General features: G+C 31.0%; 14 protein-coding genes and 1 riboswitch. All 14 genes read right to left on the bottom strand.

Annotated elements, in window-relative coordinates; genetic code table 11:
- Positions 1-31: 31 nt before the first annotated feature.
- Entirely contained in the window at positions 32-1,426 is a 1,395-nt protein-coding gene (locus L3B96_RS12890) for an amino acid permease (RefSeq protein ID WP_238861302.1), read from the bottom strand.
- 141 nt (positions 1,427-1,567) lie between these two features.
- Positions 1,568-1,655, bottom strand: a riboswitch (glycine riboswitch).
- A 601-nt stretch (positions 1,656-2,256) separates the two neighbouring features.
- On the bottom strand, positions 2,257-2,682 hold the full coding sequence (locus L3B96_RS12885; protein WP_012060131.1) for a MerR family transcriptional regulator: 426 nt from the start codon (positions 2,680-2,682) through the stop codon (positions 2,257-2,259).
- Positions 2,683-2,796: 114 nt separating this feature from the next.
- The gene (gene mgrA, locus L3B96_RS12880) at positions 2,797-3,792 is read right to left on the bottom strand and encodes an L-glyceraldehyde 3-phosphate reductase (protein WP_012060132.1); all 996 of its coding nucleotides are present in this window, start codon (positions 3,790-3,792) and stop codon (positions 2,797-2,799) included.
- A 186-nt stretch (positions 3,793-3,978) separates the two neighbouring features.
- The gene (locus tag L3B96_RS12875) at positions 3,979-4,929 is read right to left on the bottom strand and encodes a transglutaminase domain-containing protein (protein WP_238861300.1); all 951 of its coding nucleotides are present in this window, start codon (positions 4,927-4,929) and stop codon (positions 3,979-3,981) included.
- Between the two features lie 362 nt (positions 4,930-5,291).
- Positions 5,292-5,645: a hypothetical protein gene (locus L3B96_RS12870; RefSeq protein ID WP_012060134.1), complete on the bottom strand. Its 354-nt coding sequence runs from the start codon at positions 5,643-5,645 to the stop codon at positions 5,292-5,294.
- 280 nt (positions 5,646-5,925) lie between these two features.
- Complete coding sequence (locus L3B96_RS12865) at positions 5,926-6,912, bottom strand: ABC transporter ATP-binding protein (protein ID WP_238861299.1); 987 nt, start codon at positions 6,910-6,912, stop codon at positions 5,926-5,928.
- A complete protein-coding gene (locus L3B96_RS12860; RefSeq protein ID WP_238861297.1) occupies positions 6,905-7,894 on the bottom strand; it encodes an ABC transporter ATP-binding protein in 990 nt (329 codons plus the stop codon). Before L3B96_RS12860 ends, L3B96_RS12865 begins: the two co-directional genes overlap by 8 nt.
- 13 nt (positions 7,895-7,907) lie before the next feature.
- Complete coding sequence (gene opp4C / locus L3B96_RS12855) at positions 7,908-8,750, bottom strand: oligopeptide ABC transporter permease (RefSeq protein ID WP_077308813.1); 843 nt, start codon at positions 8,748-8,750, stop codon at positions 7,908-7,910.
- Between the two features lie 12 nt (positions 8,751-8,762).
- Positions 8,763-9,734, bottom strand: a complete 972-nt coding sequence (locus L3B96_RS12850; RefSeq protein ID WP_077308815.1) for an ABC transporter permease — start codon at positions 9,732-9,734, stop codon at positions 8,763-8,765.
- A 103-nt stretch (positions 9,735-9,837) separates the two neighbouring features.
- A complete protein-coding gene (locus L3B96_RS12845) occupies positions 9,838-11,514 on the bottom strand; it encodes a peptide-binding protein (protein WP_238861296.1) in 1,677 nt (558 codons plus the stop codon).
- 324 nt (positions 11,515-11,838) lie between these two features.
- On the bottom strand, positions 11,839-12,267 hold the full coding sequence (locus L3B96_RS12840; protein ID WP_238861295.1) for an EamA family transporter: 429 nt from the start codon (positions 12,265-12,267) through the stop codon (positions 11,839-11,841).
- Between the two features lie 40 nt (positions 12,268-12,307).
- Entirely contained in the window at positions 12,308-14,659 is a 2,352-nt protein-coding gene (locus L3B96_RS12835) for a PAS domain-containing sensor histidine kinase (RefSeq protein WP_238861294.1), read from the bottom strand.
- Positions 14,660-15,043: 384 nt separating this feature from the next.
- Positions 15,044-16,477 (bottom strand): 6-phospho-beta-glucosidase, encoded by a 1,434-nt coding sequence (locus L3B96_RS12830; protein WP_238861293.1) that lies wholly within the window; start codon positions 16,475-16,477, stop codon positions 15,044-15,046.
- Between the two features lie 569 nt (positions 16,478-17,046).
- Positions 17,047-18,081 carry a CAP domain-containing protein gene (locus L3B96_RS12825; protein WP_238861292.1) on the bottom strand — a complete coding sequence of 345 codons (1,035 nt, stop codon included), beginning with the start codon at positions 18,079-18,081 and terminating at the stop codon, positions 17,047-17,049.
- Positions 18,082-18,340: the final 259 nt, after the last annotated feature.

Genomic DNA, 18,340 nt, shown 5'->3' with positions numbered 1-18,340 from the left:
CATTTAACAGAGTTATTTGAATATTAAAATCTTATGTTAAATTCCTCTTAACAGCTTCTTTTGTTTCTGCTTTTGATTTAATCCCTTTATGGATCAACCAAAGCATAATAAACCATACTGGCGTTACAAATAGAGCCACACGAGTTTCATTATTAAATGCTAATGTAATTATAACAAAAGCTAAAAACGCTAGAATTATATAATTCATGATTGGGTAAAGTGGCATCTTGAATTTGTTCGAAGCTGCAAGTTCTGGATTAGTTTTACGATATTTCAAATGGCAAACAACAATAATTGCCCAAATAAAGATAAAACAAAATGTTGATATACTTGTAATTAGAACAAATACTCCTTCTGGCATAATATAATTTAAAATAACTGAAATCAAGATAATAATTGCTGAGAAGATTGTAGCATTAGCAGGTACTTGATTAGAAGTTAATTTATTCATTGACTCTGGTGCATTACCTTCTTTTGCAAGAGAGTAAACCATACGGCTTGTGCTAAAAATACCGCTGTTACATGCAGAAGCAGCTGATGTTAATACAACGAAATTTACAATACTCGCTGCCGCTGCAATTCCTACTGCTGAAAACACTTGTACAAATGGACTTTTATCTGGATTAATTGAAGTCCATGGATATATGCTCATAATAATAAATAGCGCTCCAACATAGAAAATAATAATTCTAATTGGAATATTATTAATAGCCTTTGGAATAACTCGTTCTGGATCTTCTGTTTCACCAGCCGTAAGTCCTACTAACTCGATTCCGGTAAAAGCAAATACAACCATTTGGAACGAAAGAATAAATCCAGTTGCACCCTTCGGGAACAATCCTCCATGACTCCAAAGATTTGTGAAGCTAGCTGCGCCAGCATCTGTAGAAAATCCTTTAATAACCATAAATATACCGATTATAATTAGAGCTAAAATTGCAACAACTTTAATTAAGGCAAACCAGAACTCCATTTCACCGAATAACTTTACTGCTGTAAGGTTCATAATCAATAAAACTATAAGGATTATAAGACTTGGAACCCATTGAGCTATATTCGGGAACCAGTATTGTATATAAAGGCCTGCAGCAGTCACATCCGCCATCGCAAGTGAAATCCAGCAGAACCAATAAGTCCATCCAGTTATAAATGCTGCTCTTTCTCCTAAATAATCATATACAAAATCTACAAATGAATGATAGTTTAAATTAGAAAGTAATAATTCCCCAAGGGCACGCATAATAAAAAAACAAATTATTCCTGTTATCATGTACGCAAACAATATAGATGGTCCTGCCAAGTGAATGGACCTTCCTGAACCAAGGAATAATCCAGTACCGATTGCTCCTCCAATTGCAAGTAATTGAACATGACGATTTTTTAGTCCTCTTGATAAATTTTGATTTCCTGATTTTAATTGATCCATTTTTATCCCTCCATCTTAGTTAAAAAAGCATGTACTAAAAAGCCTTTTACTAATATAAATGTTTTGTAATTTGAGATATAAATGGGAATAGATAAGATCTAAATGAAGTAATTTATAATATATTACTTTGATAAGATATGTTATCTGTCCCCTGTCCTTTTACCTGAGAGTTTCGCCTTTACAGCTTTCTCCTTCGGTGCTCGTTTCGAGTCTCTCCAAGGTTTCATCCAATAGCGGTCATCTCTAATTAAATAGGTACCTGAAAGATTTACTTCTTCGGTGAATGACCATAGCCATTACTCTCCCGCTATCTTCATCTGAACTTTTAGATTTTACTGTTATATAGTAATACATTTTTAATAAAGTTGCAACATTTTTTTCATTTTAATCAGAATTCTTAAGTATTTTTATCATAATTTTAAAACAACCACAAAAAGAACCCTATTTCTAGAGTTCCTAATTATTTACCCATTTGCTTTTTTGTTTTATCCATCAATTCCTCTGTTGCTGCTTCTTTCTAAAATACGATTTTTTATTTTCAATACCTAAGAGTTTCTTGTTTCTTAATAAGATTTCACTACCCTTACTCTCTGTTTCTTATCAATCTATTTGCATACATTTAGTTAATATTTCATATTGATGATCACCTTAAATTCTACTATTTTTATATAACTAACTACACAAAATCAATTTTCATCTTCCATTGAATTTAGAAATTATATAACAAAAAGTCTAATATAAAAAAATACTAAACTTTTTAAATATTTTCACTTATATAAACGCTAATTTGATATTTTATGTATCACTAAATATTTTTTCCTTAACTCTCATTATTCATCTTCTTTTATATAAAAATGATTTGGATATCGCTCTTTTTTAAGTTCCTTTTCAGTCCCTAATTCACACGCCATGGTGAAATAGTCAACCTTGTAATTAATATGTTCCATATATTTATTTAATTCATCTATCTTTTTTTGAACATTTTCCCTGTGCTTTAATATTAACTCCAACCTTTTATATAATGTACCATCACCTTGGCTATTTAAAATAACAAATTCTTTTATCTGCTCAATAGGCATATTCGTGTTCTTTAGACAATTAATTACTGCTATCCACTCTAGATTTGACTCATCATAATATCTATGTCTATTTTCGGCCCTTTTAATATTAGGCAATAATCCTTCAGATTCATAATATCTCAAGGTAGATGGTGTTAGTCCTGTAATCCTAGCTGCTTCTTGTATAGAATATTTCATAGTTTCTCTCCTTAATACCAGAAATTTCTAAGATACATTATACGCCAAAATTACTATTTTTAGAATAGAAAGAAAAAGAAAATGTATACATAAAACTTATTTTTTATCCCTAGCCTAGTTAGCACTTATTTCATCAATCATCATTAACTCTTCATCCGTGAATCCAATCTTATGAACTATTCCCACATTTTCAATAATTTGAGACGGTTTTGATGCTCCAATAAGTACACTTGTTACTTCTGAATCTTTTAGTACCCAGCTAAGCGCCATTTGAGCAAGAGTTTGCCCTCTATTTAAAGCAATATTGTTTAATCTCCTAATTTGCTCTAACTTCTTCTCTGTCAATATATCTTGCTTTAAAAATCTTCCATCCACCTTTATCCGGCTATCGTCTGGAATTCCACTTAAATACTTATCTGTTAATGTCCCTTGGGCTAATGGACTAAACGCTATAATTCCTTTTCCGTTTTCTTTTGCTGCTCTTTTAAGTCCATTATTTTCAATAGTTCTATCAAATATAGAATATCTATTTTGATTAATTACAAATGGACATTTTAATTCATTTAAAATCGCAGCTGCCTTTTCCATTGTCTCTCCATTATAATTTGAAATTCCTGCGTAAAGTGCTTTTCCACTTTTTACAGCTGTATCAAGAGCCATCATAGATTCTTCTAATGGAGTATCGGGATCCATTCGATGGTGATAGAATATATCTACATATTCCAATCCCATACGCTTTAAGCTCTGGTCCAAACTCGCTAATATATATTTACGGCTTCCAAAGTCTCCATAAGGTCCTTCCCACATCTTATAACCTGCTTTTGTACTAATTAATAATTCATCACGATATGTCGCTAAATCGTCTCTTAAAATACGTCCAAAATTTTCTTCTGCACTTCCCGGAACTGGCCCATAGTTATTTGCCAAATCAAAATGGGTTATTCCATTATCAAAAGCAGTAAAACATAATTCTTTCATGTTATTATAATCTGCATTGCTTCCAAAATTATGCCAAAGACCAAAGGATATCATAGGAAGCTTTAAACCACTTTCTCCACATTTACTATACTTCATCTCATTATATCTATTTTTTGATGCTTGATATTTCATTCTCTCAACTCCTTTGTTTTTATAACTTTACTTTAACACTTAAAGTTAACTTTAAGTCAATATCACATTTTTAGATTATTTAAATATATATTATGCAAAAAATAAACAACATAAATCAGGACTACCATAAATATTTAATTGCTTGCATTGCATAATATATATTTTCATTTATGTTGGATTATATACCTAATTAGCACTTGGATAAACTGAAGTGTCCCATGAATGATCTGCACTTATTTCTTGGTCTGTTAAGTTATAATAGTCGTATTGTATAACATCGCCGTAATTAGATACTGGATCATCCCACGTACAGTCCACATGACGCCATTTGTTATTTATATAAACCAAGTTCCATGCATGAACCTGTCCATCAGCAGTACCCTCTACAACCATTGATTTAATTCCTGCAACAGTAAACATTTTTTGGGCTAAAAGAGAATACCCCTCGCAGACTCCAGTATGTTTAATTAAAGTATTATAAGGATCATATATAGTTAAGGATTGATCATATTTTGTATTATTTATTATCCAATCATGTATCGCACGTTCTTTCTCTGGCTGACTCATGCTATCTGGAGCAATCTGTGCGACTATAGATCTCACTCTTGAATCTAAATCTGCTTCCATTCCTGCTGTCATTTTATAATTGCATTTAACCTGTATTCCAATATTACCTGATCCATAACTTGTCATAGTTACATCATAATCAGATACATTAAACATTTCATAAGAGTTAGTGATTTTTAGCTTGCTTATATCATCTTTAATAATATTTTCTAGGTTGCTAATATCCACACCACTACTTGGACACTCTATATAAAATGATGGATTTTGAATACTGACATTCTTTAATATTTCTTGTCCTATTAATGTATTTACTGAATCAATCCACACTCCTCTGGAATTCAAGTAATACCCATCAATAGTAGTGTTCTGTGCCATATATCCATTTTGGTAGAAATAATACCAAAAGCCATCTATCCTTCTCCATCCAGTGGCATACGAATTACCTTCTGTATACCACCAGCCTTTATAATTAGACTTCCACTCTGCCGAAACTCCTATTGGGGTTAGCGCTGTAATCGAAGCTGCAACCAATGTACAAATAATAATATTTCTTAATCTTAGACTTTTCATTTTATTCCCCCCTTCAATACTTATAACATAATTGTATATTACTTCATCTTTTTTTCAAATATGTTACAAAACAGTTTTACACAAAAAATCTAGTCATTGTATTTATATTTTACTATACAGGTTTAAATGTTTATTTTTCAATATTATAAAATTGCAATTAAATAATGTTAATTAGAAAATAGAGCTAGTATTCTAACATCTATGATACTAGCTCTATTTTTATGTTTATTTATTTTTAGATATGTCCCGAATATTTAAATAAACCACGCGTAGTTAAAAATTATGCATTTCAAATTCCCAATATATAATTTCTATAACATTCATATGCACATTAAGAATATGTACATAGTTATATGATTATTTTAGTACCCCAAAATTAATCTTTGCCTGCACTCTGATCTTTGATATGATGACATCTTTAATATATTTTCTTCCATCCATTTTCGCTGTTCATAAGAAAATCTTTTTCCAAAGAATAACATAAATTGATTGTCATAATTATCTCCTACTAATCCATAGGTAGATTGAGTAAATTTAATAAACCCAAGAGTCTCTAGCAATGCTGTATCATGAAGATAAATTGATTTCTCCTGATCAAACATTTCTAATCCCAATTCTTTTTCTAACCTGGATGCTAAAAGATTATGTTTAGATTCACCACATTCATAAAATTTTCCATCTCTTGATAACCAACCACATATACCTGTTTCACTCATTCACTTAATAGGATAGATACTTATGATTTAGCTTGTATCTTCCTATTTTACACCTCACTCTCTTGTATAATAATCTGAATCTATTATTGCTAATTTTTATGTTTAAGCAGCGTTTTCATTCTGTAAACCAAGAAAATTCAGCATATTAGTATAAAAAACTTTTTCTTTAAATTTAATATATTTCATAAATTCTATATTTCCACAAAAATATTCAAATTCCTCTATTTCAAATGGTGTAATAATTCATAAAATTAATGGATTAATATATTAAGTTTACCAATCAATCATATAAATGGCATGCAATAAAATGATCACCTTCAATTTCTTTAAAAACAGGAATTTCATTTTTGCATCGCTCATATGCATATACGCAGCGATTACAAAATTTACACCCATTCTCTCTATCTTTCAATGTTATCTCTGATTCTTTTATACTAAGCCTCTGCTTCCTCAATTTTGGATGACTAACCGGCATAGATTCAAGTAACATTTTTGTATATGGATGCATCGGATTATCAAATAAATCTTTTTTTTCAGCCAGCTCAACAATGTTCCCTAAATACATAACTGCAATTCTATCACAGAAATATTTTACAACGCCTAAGTCATGAGATATAAACAGAAAAGTTAGTAGATATCGTGTTTTTAATTCATTCAGTAAATTTATAATCTGTGCTTGAATAGAAACATCTAATGCAGCTACTGGTTCGTCTGCGACCACAAATTTAGGCTGAACAGCCAAAGCTCTAGCAATTCCTATTCGTTGACGTTGACCACCACTAAATTCATGAGGATATCGATTTATAGCTTCTTTATCCATACCACAAATCCTTAAGTATTCTTCTGCTATATTAAATGCATCTTTCCCATGTATCAATCTATGTTTCTTAATTCCTTCTGCTATAATTTGTCCAACTTTCATTCTTTTATCTAAACTAGCAAATGGATCTTGAAAAATAATCTGCATATCTTTTCTTAATCTGCACATTTCTTTGTTACTAATTGATTTCTTATTTTCGACATCAAATAAAGTCTTATCTTCAAATATTACTTTTCCACCATCAGCATCTATTAATTTCAATATAGTTCTGGCTGTTGTAGACTTTCCACATCCTGATTCTCCTACCAACGCAAAACATTCTCCCTTTTTTATTGAGAATGAAATATCATTTACCGCATCTAAAACAATCTTTTCTCTTCCCAAAAAGCTTTTTTCAATTACATATTTCTTTCTAATCCGATCTACTTCTAAAATAGTGTCAATCAAAATCCTTTCCCTCCTCATATAACCAACATGCTACTTTATGATTATCTCTAATATTAAATAATGGCGGAATCTCGCTTTCGCATTTTACACAAAACTTTTTAGAACATCTATTACTAAATCGGCACCCTGATGGCATATCTGATAAAGATGGCACTATTCCTTCAATACTTTTTAGAGGTTTTCCACTTTCACACCTATGCGGTTGTGACTCCAATAATCCAAGAGTATAAGGATGTCTAGCATTATCGAATAACTCATATACATTACATTGCTCAACCACCTTTCCTCCGTACAATACCATAACTTCATCACAGACTTCAGCAACTACCGATAAATCATGGGTAATAAACAAAATAGATGTTTTAACTTTATTATTTAATTCTTTTAATAGAAATAGAATTTGAGCCTGAATAGTTACATCTAGCGCTGTTGTAGGTTCATCTGCGATTAATATTTCTGGTTCACAGCTTAGAGCCATTGCAATCATTACTCTCTGACGCATCCCTCCACTCAAGTTGTGTGGATAAGAATTATAAACTTTTTCTGGATTTGGAATATGGACTGCTCTAAGAATATCAATTACCTTCTCCTTAAGCGCTCTCCCATACAAACTTTTATGTATCTTTAGCGGCTCTGCTATTTGCCCTCCTATTTTAAATACTGGATTTAGTGAAGTCATTGGTTCCTGAAATATCATAGAAATTTCATTTCCACGAATATATTCAAATTGTTTTTCTGTAAACTTACTTAAATCATTTCCATTAAATAATATTTCTCCATTTTCAATATTACTTATCTTATCTGGTAACAATCCCATGATAGATAAAGCTAAAGTACTCTTACCACAACCAGATTCCCCGATAATTCCTAGTATTCTGCCCTTTTCAAAAGCAAAGCTTACATCATCTACAGCTATTACTTTATCTTTTCCTTCCCCGAAACTAACAGATAGATTATTAATACAGAGAATTTGTTTATCCATATTTGCCCCCCTCCTATATATTCATTTTGGGATCAAGAGCATCCCTAAGTCCATCCCCTACAAAATTAATTGATAGAACTGATAAGAATACCAATACTCCTGCAGGAATCCAAAGCCACCATTCATATTGCAATACACGCATACTTTGAGCTGCTGATAATATATTCCCCCAGCTTGGCTCGGGCTGTTTTACTCCTAATCCTAAGAAGCTTAAACCAGCTTCCATTAAAATCCCTTGTGCAACAGCTAACGTAGCATTCACTATAACCGGTGATAATGTATTGGGTAGCAAATGATTAATAATAATCTCAAAACTGTTAAGCCCCATAGCTCGTGCAGCTTCAATAAATTCACTTTGTTTAATAGAAAGAATTTCAGCTCTTACAATTCTAGCAACTCCCGTCCATTGTAAAAGACCTATAATCAAAATTACGTTCCAAACACTAGGTCCAGCTAGCGCAGCAACTGTAATTGCTATCACAAAGAAAGGAAAACACATAATTGTATCGACTATACGCATGATTGCATTATCAATCCAGCCTCCATAAAATCCGCTGATGCAGCCTAACGTAACTCCTATTAACAACTGCAAAACAGTTGCACTTACTGCAATCCCCAATGAAATGCGTCCACCATATAATAATCTAGTAAATACATCTCTTCCAAGTTCATCTGTTCCAAATAAATGCCTTAAACTTGGTTGACTTTCTATATTCATTAAATCTATCGTGTCTCTCCCATAACCTGACAAAAATGGTGCAAAAATTGCTGCTAATACAAATATAATTAAAAGACAAAAACCAATTGCGGCCAGCTTATTCTTTAGAAACCTAGTTAAAATCACATGTTTTAACACACCTTTCCTCCCTTAATCAAATTCTATACGTTTATCTACGGCTGCATAAAGTATATCTGCCAATAAATTCGTAAATAAACTTATTATCGCAACCATCATAACTATGCCCATAATAAGTGGATAATCCCTGCTAATAACAGCATTGTAGTTCAGCCTTCCAATCCCTGGCCAAACAAAAATTGTCTCTGTAAGAAGAGCGCCTGATAATAATGATGGTATCTGCATAGTTACTACTGTAATTAAAGTCAGTAATTCATTTTTTAAGGCATGCTGGTATATAACATTCCTCTTCCTAACTCCTTTTGAACGTGCTGTACGTATATAATCTGTTTTTAAAATTTCAATCATATCAGAACGTGTATAACGCATTAAACTAGCCGTATTCATTAGTGCAAGAACTATCATCGGCAATAACATATGCTTTGCAACATCTATTACAAATGATAAGCCAGTTAAATTAACGCCTGTAGTCACCATACCCGATATAGGAAGCCATCCTAGATTTACAGAAAACACTTTAATCAAAATCATACCAAAGAAAAAGGATGGAATAGATAATCCTATAAATGCAAATACTGTGACAATGTAGTCAGTTTTAGTAAACTGTTTTGTGGCGCTTATAACTCCACATGGAATCGCTATTAAAATACTAAGAATCATTGAGCATATAGATAAGATAACTGTATTGCCCAGCCGGCTGCCTATAACATTTAGAACCGGCTGTTTAAATTGAATAGAATATCCAAGATTCCCCTGTAAAGCTTGCATTAGCCACTTAAAATACTGAATTAATATGGGATCATTGTATCCCAATTGTTCCAACATTTTTTCTTTCATTTCTTGTGAAAGATTAGGATCCATCATAGATGAAAATGGATCTCCTGGTTGTAGCTTTACAAGTATAAAAACAATTATAGAAATTCCAATTAATACAGGTATTGTTTGTATTAAACGTCTAAATACATATTTTTGCAGAACAATCACCTCCTCCTATAAAATCATATCGGTTAGGGCTTTTACCCTAACCAATACATCAAATTTTTAATTTTTATAGTTTACTTCCATATCACTCTTGCGCAGTAACTTACTATTTTGAAATCGTCCAGTTTTGTATGTCTGGAAATACAGAATATGCTGAGTACTTATATCCTTGCAATTTGGGATTATGAGCACGAATAGCATTTTGTGAATATAAAAATACATATGGTGCTTCATCATTCAATAATTGTCCCCATTTTGCATAAACTTCTTTACGTTCATTACGATCAATAGTAGTTGCAGCCTTTTCTATAAATTCATCACTTTTAGCATTTATAAAATTCGAAAAATTAAATTGAGAATTATTTGCAATGCTTGAAGACCAATAACGATCGGCATCACCTGGATCAACTTCTAAGGTGAATCCTAATAATCCCATGTCATAATCTCCTTGTCCTTTAGTTTTTGCCATAGCAGAAGCAACATCCATAGTACTGATATTTACTATAATACCTACATCCTTTAAATTTTGCTGAATAATTGGAGCACTTTGTTCACGAACCTTATTTCCTGTCGGAACCATTAAATCCACTTCAAATTTCTTACCATCCTTTTCAAGAACTCCATTATTTTCAATCCATCCAGCTTCTTTTAGTAATTCTTTAGCCTTATCTGCATTATAATCATAGGTATTAAGTCCTGACTTAGGATAAGCCCATCCAGCTAGAGATATAGGTGCATTTATTACTTGTCCATGTTCACCTAGTAAACTATCAACTATGCCTTTTCTGTTTATCGCATAAGTGATTGCTTGACGTACTCTTTTATCTTTAAAGAAATCTCTATTGCTATTCATAGTCATAAATTGATAATTCGCACTTGGTTTCTCCTCTATTTTTATACCTGCATCTTTTAACATCTTTAAATCTTCTTCTTTTGTGCTTGAAAGTTCAACAATATCAAGATCCCCTTTTGCTAACTCCGAAAGCTCTGTTTCTGTATTAGCAACCTTAAAAATAAATTTATCTATTTTGGGAGCTCCTCCAAAATAGCTATCGTTTTTAGCTAATTCAACATATTGGTCTGGTTTAAAATCTATAAGCTTATATGGTCCGGTTCCTACAGGCTTATTAAGCAAATCACTTTGCTTATCCCAATCAGCAACATTTACTTTACTCCAAATATGCTTCGGAATAATTCCACGTTGTGAAAAATTTGATAATGCTGGCGCATAAACTTTAGAATATGTAAAGCTTATGGTATATTTATCAATAACCTTAATTCCACTTATAGAATCTGCTTTACCATCATGATAATCCTGCGCACCAACTATTTTGGAAATTTCATTGAATCTTGATCCTGTGTACTTTTGATCAGCCATGCTAGTAAATGTAAATGCAACATCATCTGCTGTAAAATCTTCTCCATCATGCCATTTGACATCTTTTCTTAAATTGAATGTCACAGTAAGATTATCACCTGAAAATTCATATTTATCTGCAAGTCCAGGCTTAAAATCATTATTCTCATCCAATAAAATCAATGGTGAATATACCAAGCTATTTACATTATTATCATACGTTGTATTTGATAATAATGGGCTAAACAAACCTTTAGGTGAAGATTCTACAGCATATCTTAATACAGATTCACCGCTTGATGATTGATTATCGGCTGATGAATTAGTTGGTATTTCTGCAGATGTACTTCCACAACCGTTTAATAGCAATATAGATAATAGCATTGAAAGCATACCAGCCAATATTTTATTTTTTCTCCGAAACATAAATATTCCTCTCTTTCATAACTTGATTTTAATTCATATAAATTAAGTTATTGATTTTATTAAAATACTTCCCAACATAAATTCTAGGAATATATTTTTCAAATTTCAATTCATAGTATTTTAATATGATTACTTTTTTAAAATTATAACCTTAGCATATTAAAATTTTAATCAAATATATAAAATATATTTATTAATCTTAAAATAACTAAGCACTACAATTAAATCTTCTTAAATTATACGAATATTAAACAGTTAATATTGTGAGAATTTTTTAACTTTTAAACAAAAAATCAATCACTACGAAATTGTAGTGATTGATTCTTACTTTTTATTTATAAATATTAGTCCAAGAATGCATAATATTATTCCTATTAATTTATTTATATTAAAGCCTTCCTTATAAAAAATTATACCTACTGGAATAAGTATAAGTGCAATAAGAATATTAGATACTAGAGATCCTATACTTATATCCCAGCCTGATCTATATACCATTATATATCCAAACTCAAGACCAACAATAGCAAACCCTAGTAATATACTCGCCCAATTCAGATCATCAAAGGATTCAAAAAATCCTTTATCTGATTTATAAAATTTAAATGCTATAGCGGCTACAATTACTCCAGTTAAATAAGTAATGAATAAAGAAGAGAAAGGGTTAGCCTTCTCCGGAACTGATTTTGAGCAAATATGATAAATCATATTTGATACAACAACAATTATAATAGAAAATGCATACATAAACATAAAAATCTCCTCCATTAATTTTACTGCAATTCTTTTATGATCATAGATAAATATCAGAAAATTCCACCTTAGTTGATTCTAAAATGTGATTGTAAAAAAACTCTTTTGATGATCTGTAATCATACGTTTCGGTAACCTTTTCATTTGGCAGCATTACTATAAAAGCACTTCCTTTACCAACTTTACTATTTACAAAAATTCTCCCACCTAGTTCCTCAACAAATTTCTTAACTAATGATAATCCTAATCCTGTCCCCTCCACTTGACGAGATAGAGAACTATCTACCTGCCCAAACTGCTCAAAAATTGTATCTATTTTAGCACTTGAAATACCTATACCTTCATCACTTACTTCTATAAATATATTTTCTTTTAAAGCATTAAATCGTACAGTTATTTTCTTATTATCAGAAGTAAATTTAATAGCATTAGATAGCAGATTTAAAAGTATCCTTTCGAATTTTTCATTATCAATAGCGACCATAAATTCTTTATATGATGTTTCTAATATTAAACCAATTTCTTTTTTACTAGCATATGATCTTACAGCTTCAACAATCACGTCTATAAAAAACACAATATCTATGTTCTTTCTATTTATTTTGGTACTCTTCAAATTTGAACTGGTTATATCAAGAATATTGTTTACTAGCCTTAATTGCCTAAATGCATTAAGTTTTATCATCCCCAAATATTTTTTAGTATTATTTGATAACTCATTAAAGCAAATATACTCCATAGCTTGTACTGCTGAATTAATTACATTTAGTGGTGTTCTGAATTCATGCGATATTATAGAAAGAAATTCATCCTTCATAGCTATTGTTTTTTCTAATGCTTCATTCCTTTCAAATTCCGCCTGCAAAACTGAATCATGTTGAGATTTTATGATTCTTTCCTGTTTAACTTTTTCCGTTATATCTTTCATACACATCATTCCAAATAAGAAATTACCACTATCATCATATACAGGATTACCACTTATACACATATATATATTTTCGCTATATCTCTTTATAATTATTCTATATTCAGTAATTATTTCTCCTCTTAAAATTCTATCTGACGGAAGGCTCCCCTCCTTCAATTCCTTCATATTAATATCAAAATATTTTATTTCACCATCGTTTTTATTTCTTCCTTCAATTATTTTTATAACATTAAAATGTTTCTCTGCTGCTTTATTAAGCATAACCAGATTGCCACATTTTCCTATAGCTACAACTCCATCAGACATGTTATCTATAATCGCTTTTAATTGCTCTCTATTATTTCTAATTTTTTTCTCATTACTTACAAGTTCTGTAATATCATCAAATGCAGTAACTGACATTAACACAGTATTTTCTTTATCATAAATAGGTGAAGAACTCATATCTAAAACACTTTCTTTACATTTATCTATAACTGTAATACGTTGATTTTTAATTTTCTCACCTTTCAAAGCGCGAAATGATGGCATATCTTCAATGTCAATTTCTTTTCCTGATTCATTAAAGTATTTAGCTTCACTATTTTTTCCATGTGAAGTCTTTTCCTCATTAGGGTATTCAATCAATTTTCTCGATATCTCATTTTGCTGAAGTATATCTCCTTCTTTTGATCTAACGAATACTCCATTTGGAATACTTTCAAATATAGCCTCCATTTCTTTGTTTTGAATGTTAATGGCATCCATTTGTTCTTCAACTTTCTTTCTATTAAGTACCTTTTCTGTAACTTCAGATGTATTACTTACCACATATTTGATACTTCCACCTTCTGTAACTGGAATAATTATGGAATCCCAATATGTAATTCCCCTTTCATATCCAATATGTTCATATTCTTTTACTTGAACTGCTTTTCCTGTAAATATAGCTTCCTTCCAAAATTTTTCTACTTTGCTTCCGCTCCATCCTAATATAATCTTCTCTATGCTTTGCCCTATACTATAATATGATTGGTCAAATGGAGGTTCTAAGAAATCTAAATATTCCTGATTTGCTTTAATAAGTATCATGTCAGGAACACTATAAACTGCTACTCCCACAAAGTTTGATTTACATAATTCTGATAAGTATGCATGTTTAACTTCAAGTCTTGAATTTGGATTTTCTCTTATAATAAATAATTGAGTATCTTTTCCATTAATTATTTCCATTGAAATTGATCTAAATTCAAGAGATTTAGTAAATAAAAAATAGTCGGCCTTTTTAGCGATGTTTTTTACATCAACGCTTGGGCCGACTCTTAGAATTTTAAATATCTCTTTGATACTTTTTCCAAGCAAGTCAGCAGTTGTATATTCCGTAATTTCTGCAAACTGTTGACTCACCTTAAAAACTTTATGATTTTTTAATAATATATAAGAAGTCTCTTCTATGCACTCAAGGTGCCTTCTATCTTCCATAATAGTATCCTCCTAAGTTATCCGTTATCATTAGCATATGCAACAAAATAAGTAATATTTTACCACAGTATTTTGTGTATTTCTACTCCTAAATTTACTTAACTTAAATTATTTTGAATTTTTAGGCTTCATTCTTTAGTTCTATTTCATTCTAGGAATAAGTTTGCATTCACAACAAATAAAATCTTCCTAATTGATTTATATTTTGTGAGCGTCTTAATATAGGAAATTTATAAAGGATATTCTATATGAATTATTAATATATACAATAAAAATATTTTGCTTCTGTTAAATAATAGATGTAGTTACAACTACCACTCTAATTCCACCTATTAATATATACTCAGAATTTTAAACTTCATCATTCCTAATTATGCCTATTATTTAAACTTCTTCGCCATTAGATGAAATTACTTTCTTATACCAATCAAATGATTTCTTCTTAGATCTCTCTAACGTTCCATTTCCTTCATTATCTTTATCCACATATATAAATCCATAACGTTTTTTCATTTCTCCTGTAGTGAATGAAATACAATCAATACATCCCCACGGAGTATATCCCAGCAAATCAACACCATCTAATTCAATTGCTTTTTTCATTTCTTTTATATGCGCCCTTAAATAATCTATTCTATAATTATCATTACATGAACCATCTGCACCCTTAACATCAATAGCACCAAATCCATTTTCTACTATAAATAATGGAAGTTCATATCTTTCATATAATAAATTTAAAGAATATCTCAACCCAACAGGATCAATTTGCCATCCCCAATCCGAAGCTTTTACGTGTGGATTCCTAACACTTGCACTTGACCCTCCATTTACCGAATCCTTATCAACTTCATTAACTCCTGATTTAACTACATCAGACATATAATAACTAAACCCTAAATAATCTACAGTCCCCTCAGCTAAAATTTTAGCATCTTCTAGTTCCATCTTGATATCATACCCTTTTCTACTCCATTCTTTTAATGCATAAGAAGGATAATGACCTCTGCAATGTACATCAGCAAACAAATAACGATCATGCATCGATTCAACTTGAAGCATCATATCATCTGGATTGCAGGAGAAAGGATATATAGGAACAAATGAACACATACATCCAATTTGAAAGTCAGGATTTATTTCGTGCCCTTTCTTAACTACTAATGCACTAGCAACTAATTCATGATGAACAGCCTGATACATTACCCCTTCTCTATTTTCACCTTCTTTAAACTGGATCCCTGAACAAGTCCATGCAAATATAGAATTTATAGTATTTTTCTGATTATTAATTTCATTAAAAGTCATCCAATACTTAACTTTGTTCTTATAGCGCTCCATTACAGTAGTTGCATAACGTACAAAAAATCCAATAACTTCTCGATTACTCCACCCTCCATATTTCTTGACCAAATGATAAGGCATTTCAAAGTGACTTAACGTAATAACTGGTTGGATTCCATACTTCAATAATTCATCAAACATATTGTCATAAAATTTCAAACCTTCTTCATTAGGCTCAAATTCATCACCTTTAGGGAAAATCCTCGTCCACGCAATACTTGTTCTAAAGCATTTAAAACCGATTTCTGCAAAGAGTGCAATATCTTCTTTATAATGTCCATAAAAATCAATAGCTTCATGGTTAGGATAATTTTCTCCCTTAATCACTCCATCTGTTATCCTTCTTGGTACTCCATGAGCTCCTGCGGTCATTACATCTGCAACACTGGGACCTTTCCCCCCCCTATTCCAACCACCTTCAACTTGATGAGCTGCAACAGCACCGCCCCATAAAAAATCTTTACTAAAAGCCATAAAACTTCCTCCTTACATTTACAATATAAAAATATTTTTTTATATAACCATAGCGTAATCAAATTTCTACACTCTAATTTTATTTTAATATTTAGTTTACTTCAATTCTAAATATAGATTTATTATTACAATACCTATACGAGAAATAAAATTAATGATTATAAAAAGCTTAACAATACTTCTTATATAATACATATTTTAATTTCTCGAAAAATCCCAAATAAATTCCATATTTAATTACAAAAATTCATTAAAATATTATGCTAAAATTCTTTCGAAATTAGCTATAAACATCGCACTTTTTACTAGATATTATAATCACATTCTATAATAAGGATAACCTAAAATTATATACATATGTACTAATTAAGATAAAAAATATACCCTAAACGGCACAGTCTTTTAGACATTACCTTTTAGGGTATATTCTCCTCATTTCAATTCCATTGATTATGTATAATTAAATTAAGTTCTATGATTAAACCAAATATCAAAAACTAGAAATAAAGGACTTTCATAAAAATAATTGTCCTTTATTTCGATAAGCCACATGTAATTATTATGGCTTACTAGTTTGAGAATTCTTGTGTTCCCATGTATTTACCATTTCCATAAAGAACTCCTACACCAACTTTAGTATATGAAGAATTCATCATGTTTGCTCTATGACCTGGTGAGTTCCACCATTGAGTAAATAATTCAACAGCATCATATGTGTTGTATGCTATATTTTCACCTGTTGTAGTGTATCTATAGCCTACTGCTTGCAACCAATTTGTCCACTTTGTTCCATCTGGATTTGTATGGTCGAAGAAATTATTTTGGATCATATCATTACTCTTATATCTAGCCACTTGTAATAAAGTATTATCTAATGTTAACGGTTTTAAACCCGCTTCTGTTCTTTTTGCATTCATTAATTCAAGAATCTTTTGTTCAGCAGCAGCTTGTACAGTTACAGAATAATTAGCTGGTAACTCAGGTAACCCCTGAACATCTAGCGAGCTTGTACTTGTAGAAGTATTTGTTGTACTTCCTGAATTTGTTGTATTTCCAGTTGTTGTTGTGCCAGTACTATTTGTATTTCCTGTTGTAGGTTTTGTAGTTACAGTACCAGTCGTACTTCCTGTTGTGGGTTTAGTTGTTGTTACAGTTCCAGTTGTACCTCCTGTTGTACTTGTCGTATTTGAAGGTTTTACTGTAGATGTTTTATTATTATCTTGTACTACGTTATTTCCAGAATCGAATACCTTATCACTTGATGGAGCTTTAGTCCCTATAACTTGTCCACTTTGAGAAGTTGTATATATTCTATTGTTTACTAAAACCTTTCCAATCTCCATTATACCATTCTGATTTAGGCAATAAGTCTCACCATTAACTTTAATAACACCAGTTTGCATTGCTCCACTATTATCAAAGTATGACCATTGACCATTGTTATTAACCCAACCAGTTTGTAATCCTCCATTAGAGAATACATTGTAATAATTGTTAAACATTGAATTAGTAGTCGCTGCAGATACTCCTAATGGTGCAATACTAGTCATTGTTGTAGCAGCAATAACAGCCGTCACTATCTTTCTTAAAAAAGCTTTCTTCATTAGTTTTTCTCCTTTGTTTTTTTATTTGTCTTCTGAATTTTTAAAGTAAACATTTTCTTTATTAATTGCTTTACTTGTTTACTCTTTCAACGAAGTCCATGCCTTAATACTATCATCTTTTCGACATTATTCAACATGTTTTTCCTTAGAGATTCTCTTTAAAAAGAAAATAGCTGTAGCTTCCTCTGTTTTACTTATTTTTACTCTATCGTCCGCCCTTATATGCTCTAAACCTTGACTCTGCAAAGGACTACCCCCT

The organism is Clostridium sp. YIM B02569, assembly GCF_022320765.1.
Taxonomy (GTDB): Bacteria; Bacillota; Clostridia; order Clostridiales; family Clostridiaceae; genus Clostridium; species Clostridium beijerinckii.
This window is presented reverse-complemented; position numbering and strand designations above follow the sequence as displayed.

What these genes read in the sequence shown, in the direction of transcription:
- L3B96_RS12890 (WP_238861302.1), bottom strand. Translation starts at nt 1,426, where the DNA reads ATGGATCAATTAAAATCAGGAAATCAAAATTTATCAAGAGGACTAAAA.
- L3B96_RS12885 (WP_012060131.1), bottom strand. Translation starts at nt 2,682, where the DNA reads ATGAAATATTCTATACAAGAAGCAGCTAGGATTACAGGACTAACACCA.
- mgrA (WP_012060132.1), bottom strand. Translation starts at nt 3,792, where the DNA reads ATGAAATATCAAGCATCAAAAAATAGATATAATGAGATGAAGTATAGT.
- L3B96_RS12875 (WP_238861300.1), bottom strand. Translation starts at nt 4,929, where the DNA reads ATGAAAAGTCTAAGATTAAGAAATATTATTATTTGTACATTGGTTGCA.
- L3B96_RS12870 (WP_012060134.1), bottom strand. Translation starts at nt 5,645, where the DNA reads ATGAGTGAAACAGGTATATGTGGTTGGTTATCAAGAGATGGAAAATTT.
- L3B96_RS12860 (WP_238861297.1), bottom strand. Translation starts at nt 7,894, where the DNA reads ATGGATAAACAAATTCTCTGTATTAATAATCTATCTGTTAGTTTCGGG.
- L3B96_RS12845 (WP_238861296.1), bottom strand. Translation starts at nt 11,514, where the DNA reads ATGTTTCGGAGAAAAAATAAAATATTGGCTGGTATGCTTTCAATGCTA.
- L3B96_RS12840 (WP_238861295.1), bottom strand. Translation starts at nt 12,267, where the DNA reads ATGTTTATGTATGCATTTTCTATTATAATTGTTGTTGTATCAAATATG.
- L3B96_RS12835 (WP_238861294.1), bottom strand. Translation starts at nt 14,659, where the DNA reads ATGGAAGATAGAAGGCACCTTGAGTGCATAGAAGAGACTTCTTATATA.
- L3B96_RS12830 (WP_238861293.1), bottom strand. Translation starts at nt 16,477, where the DNA reads ATGGCTTTTAGTAAAGATTTTTTATGGGGCGGTGCTGTTGCAGCTCAT.
- L3B96_RS12825 (WP_238861292.1), bottom strand. Translation starts at nt 18,081, where the DNA reads ATGAAGAAAGCTTTTTTAAGAAAGATAGTGACGGCTGTTATTGCTGCT.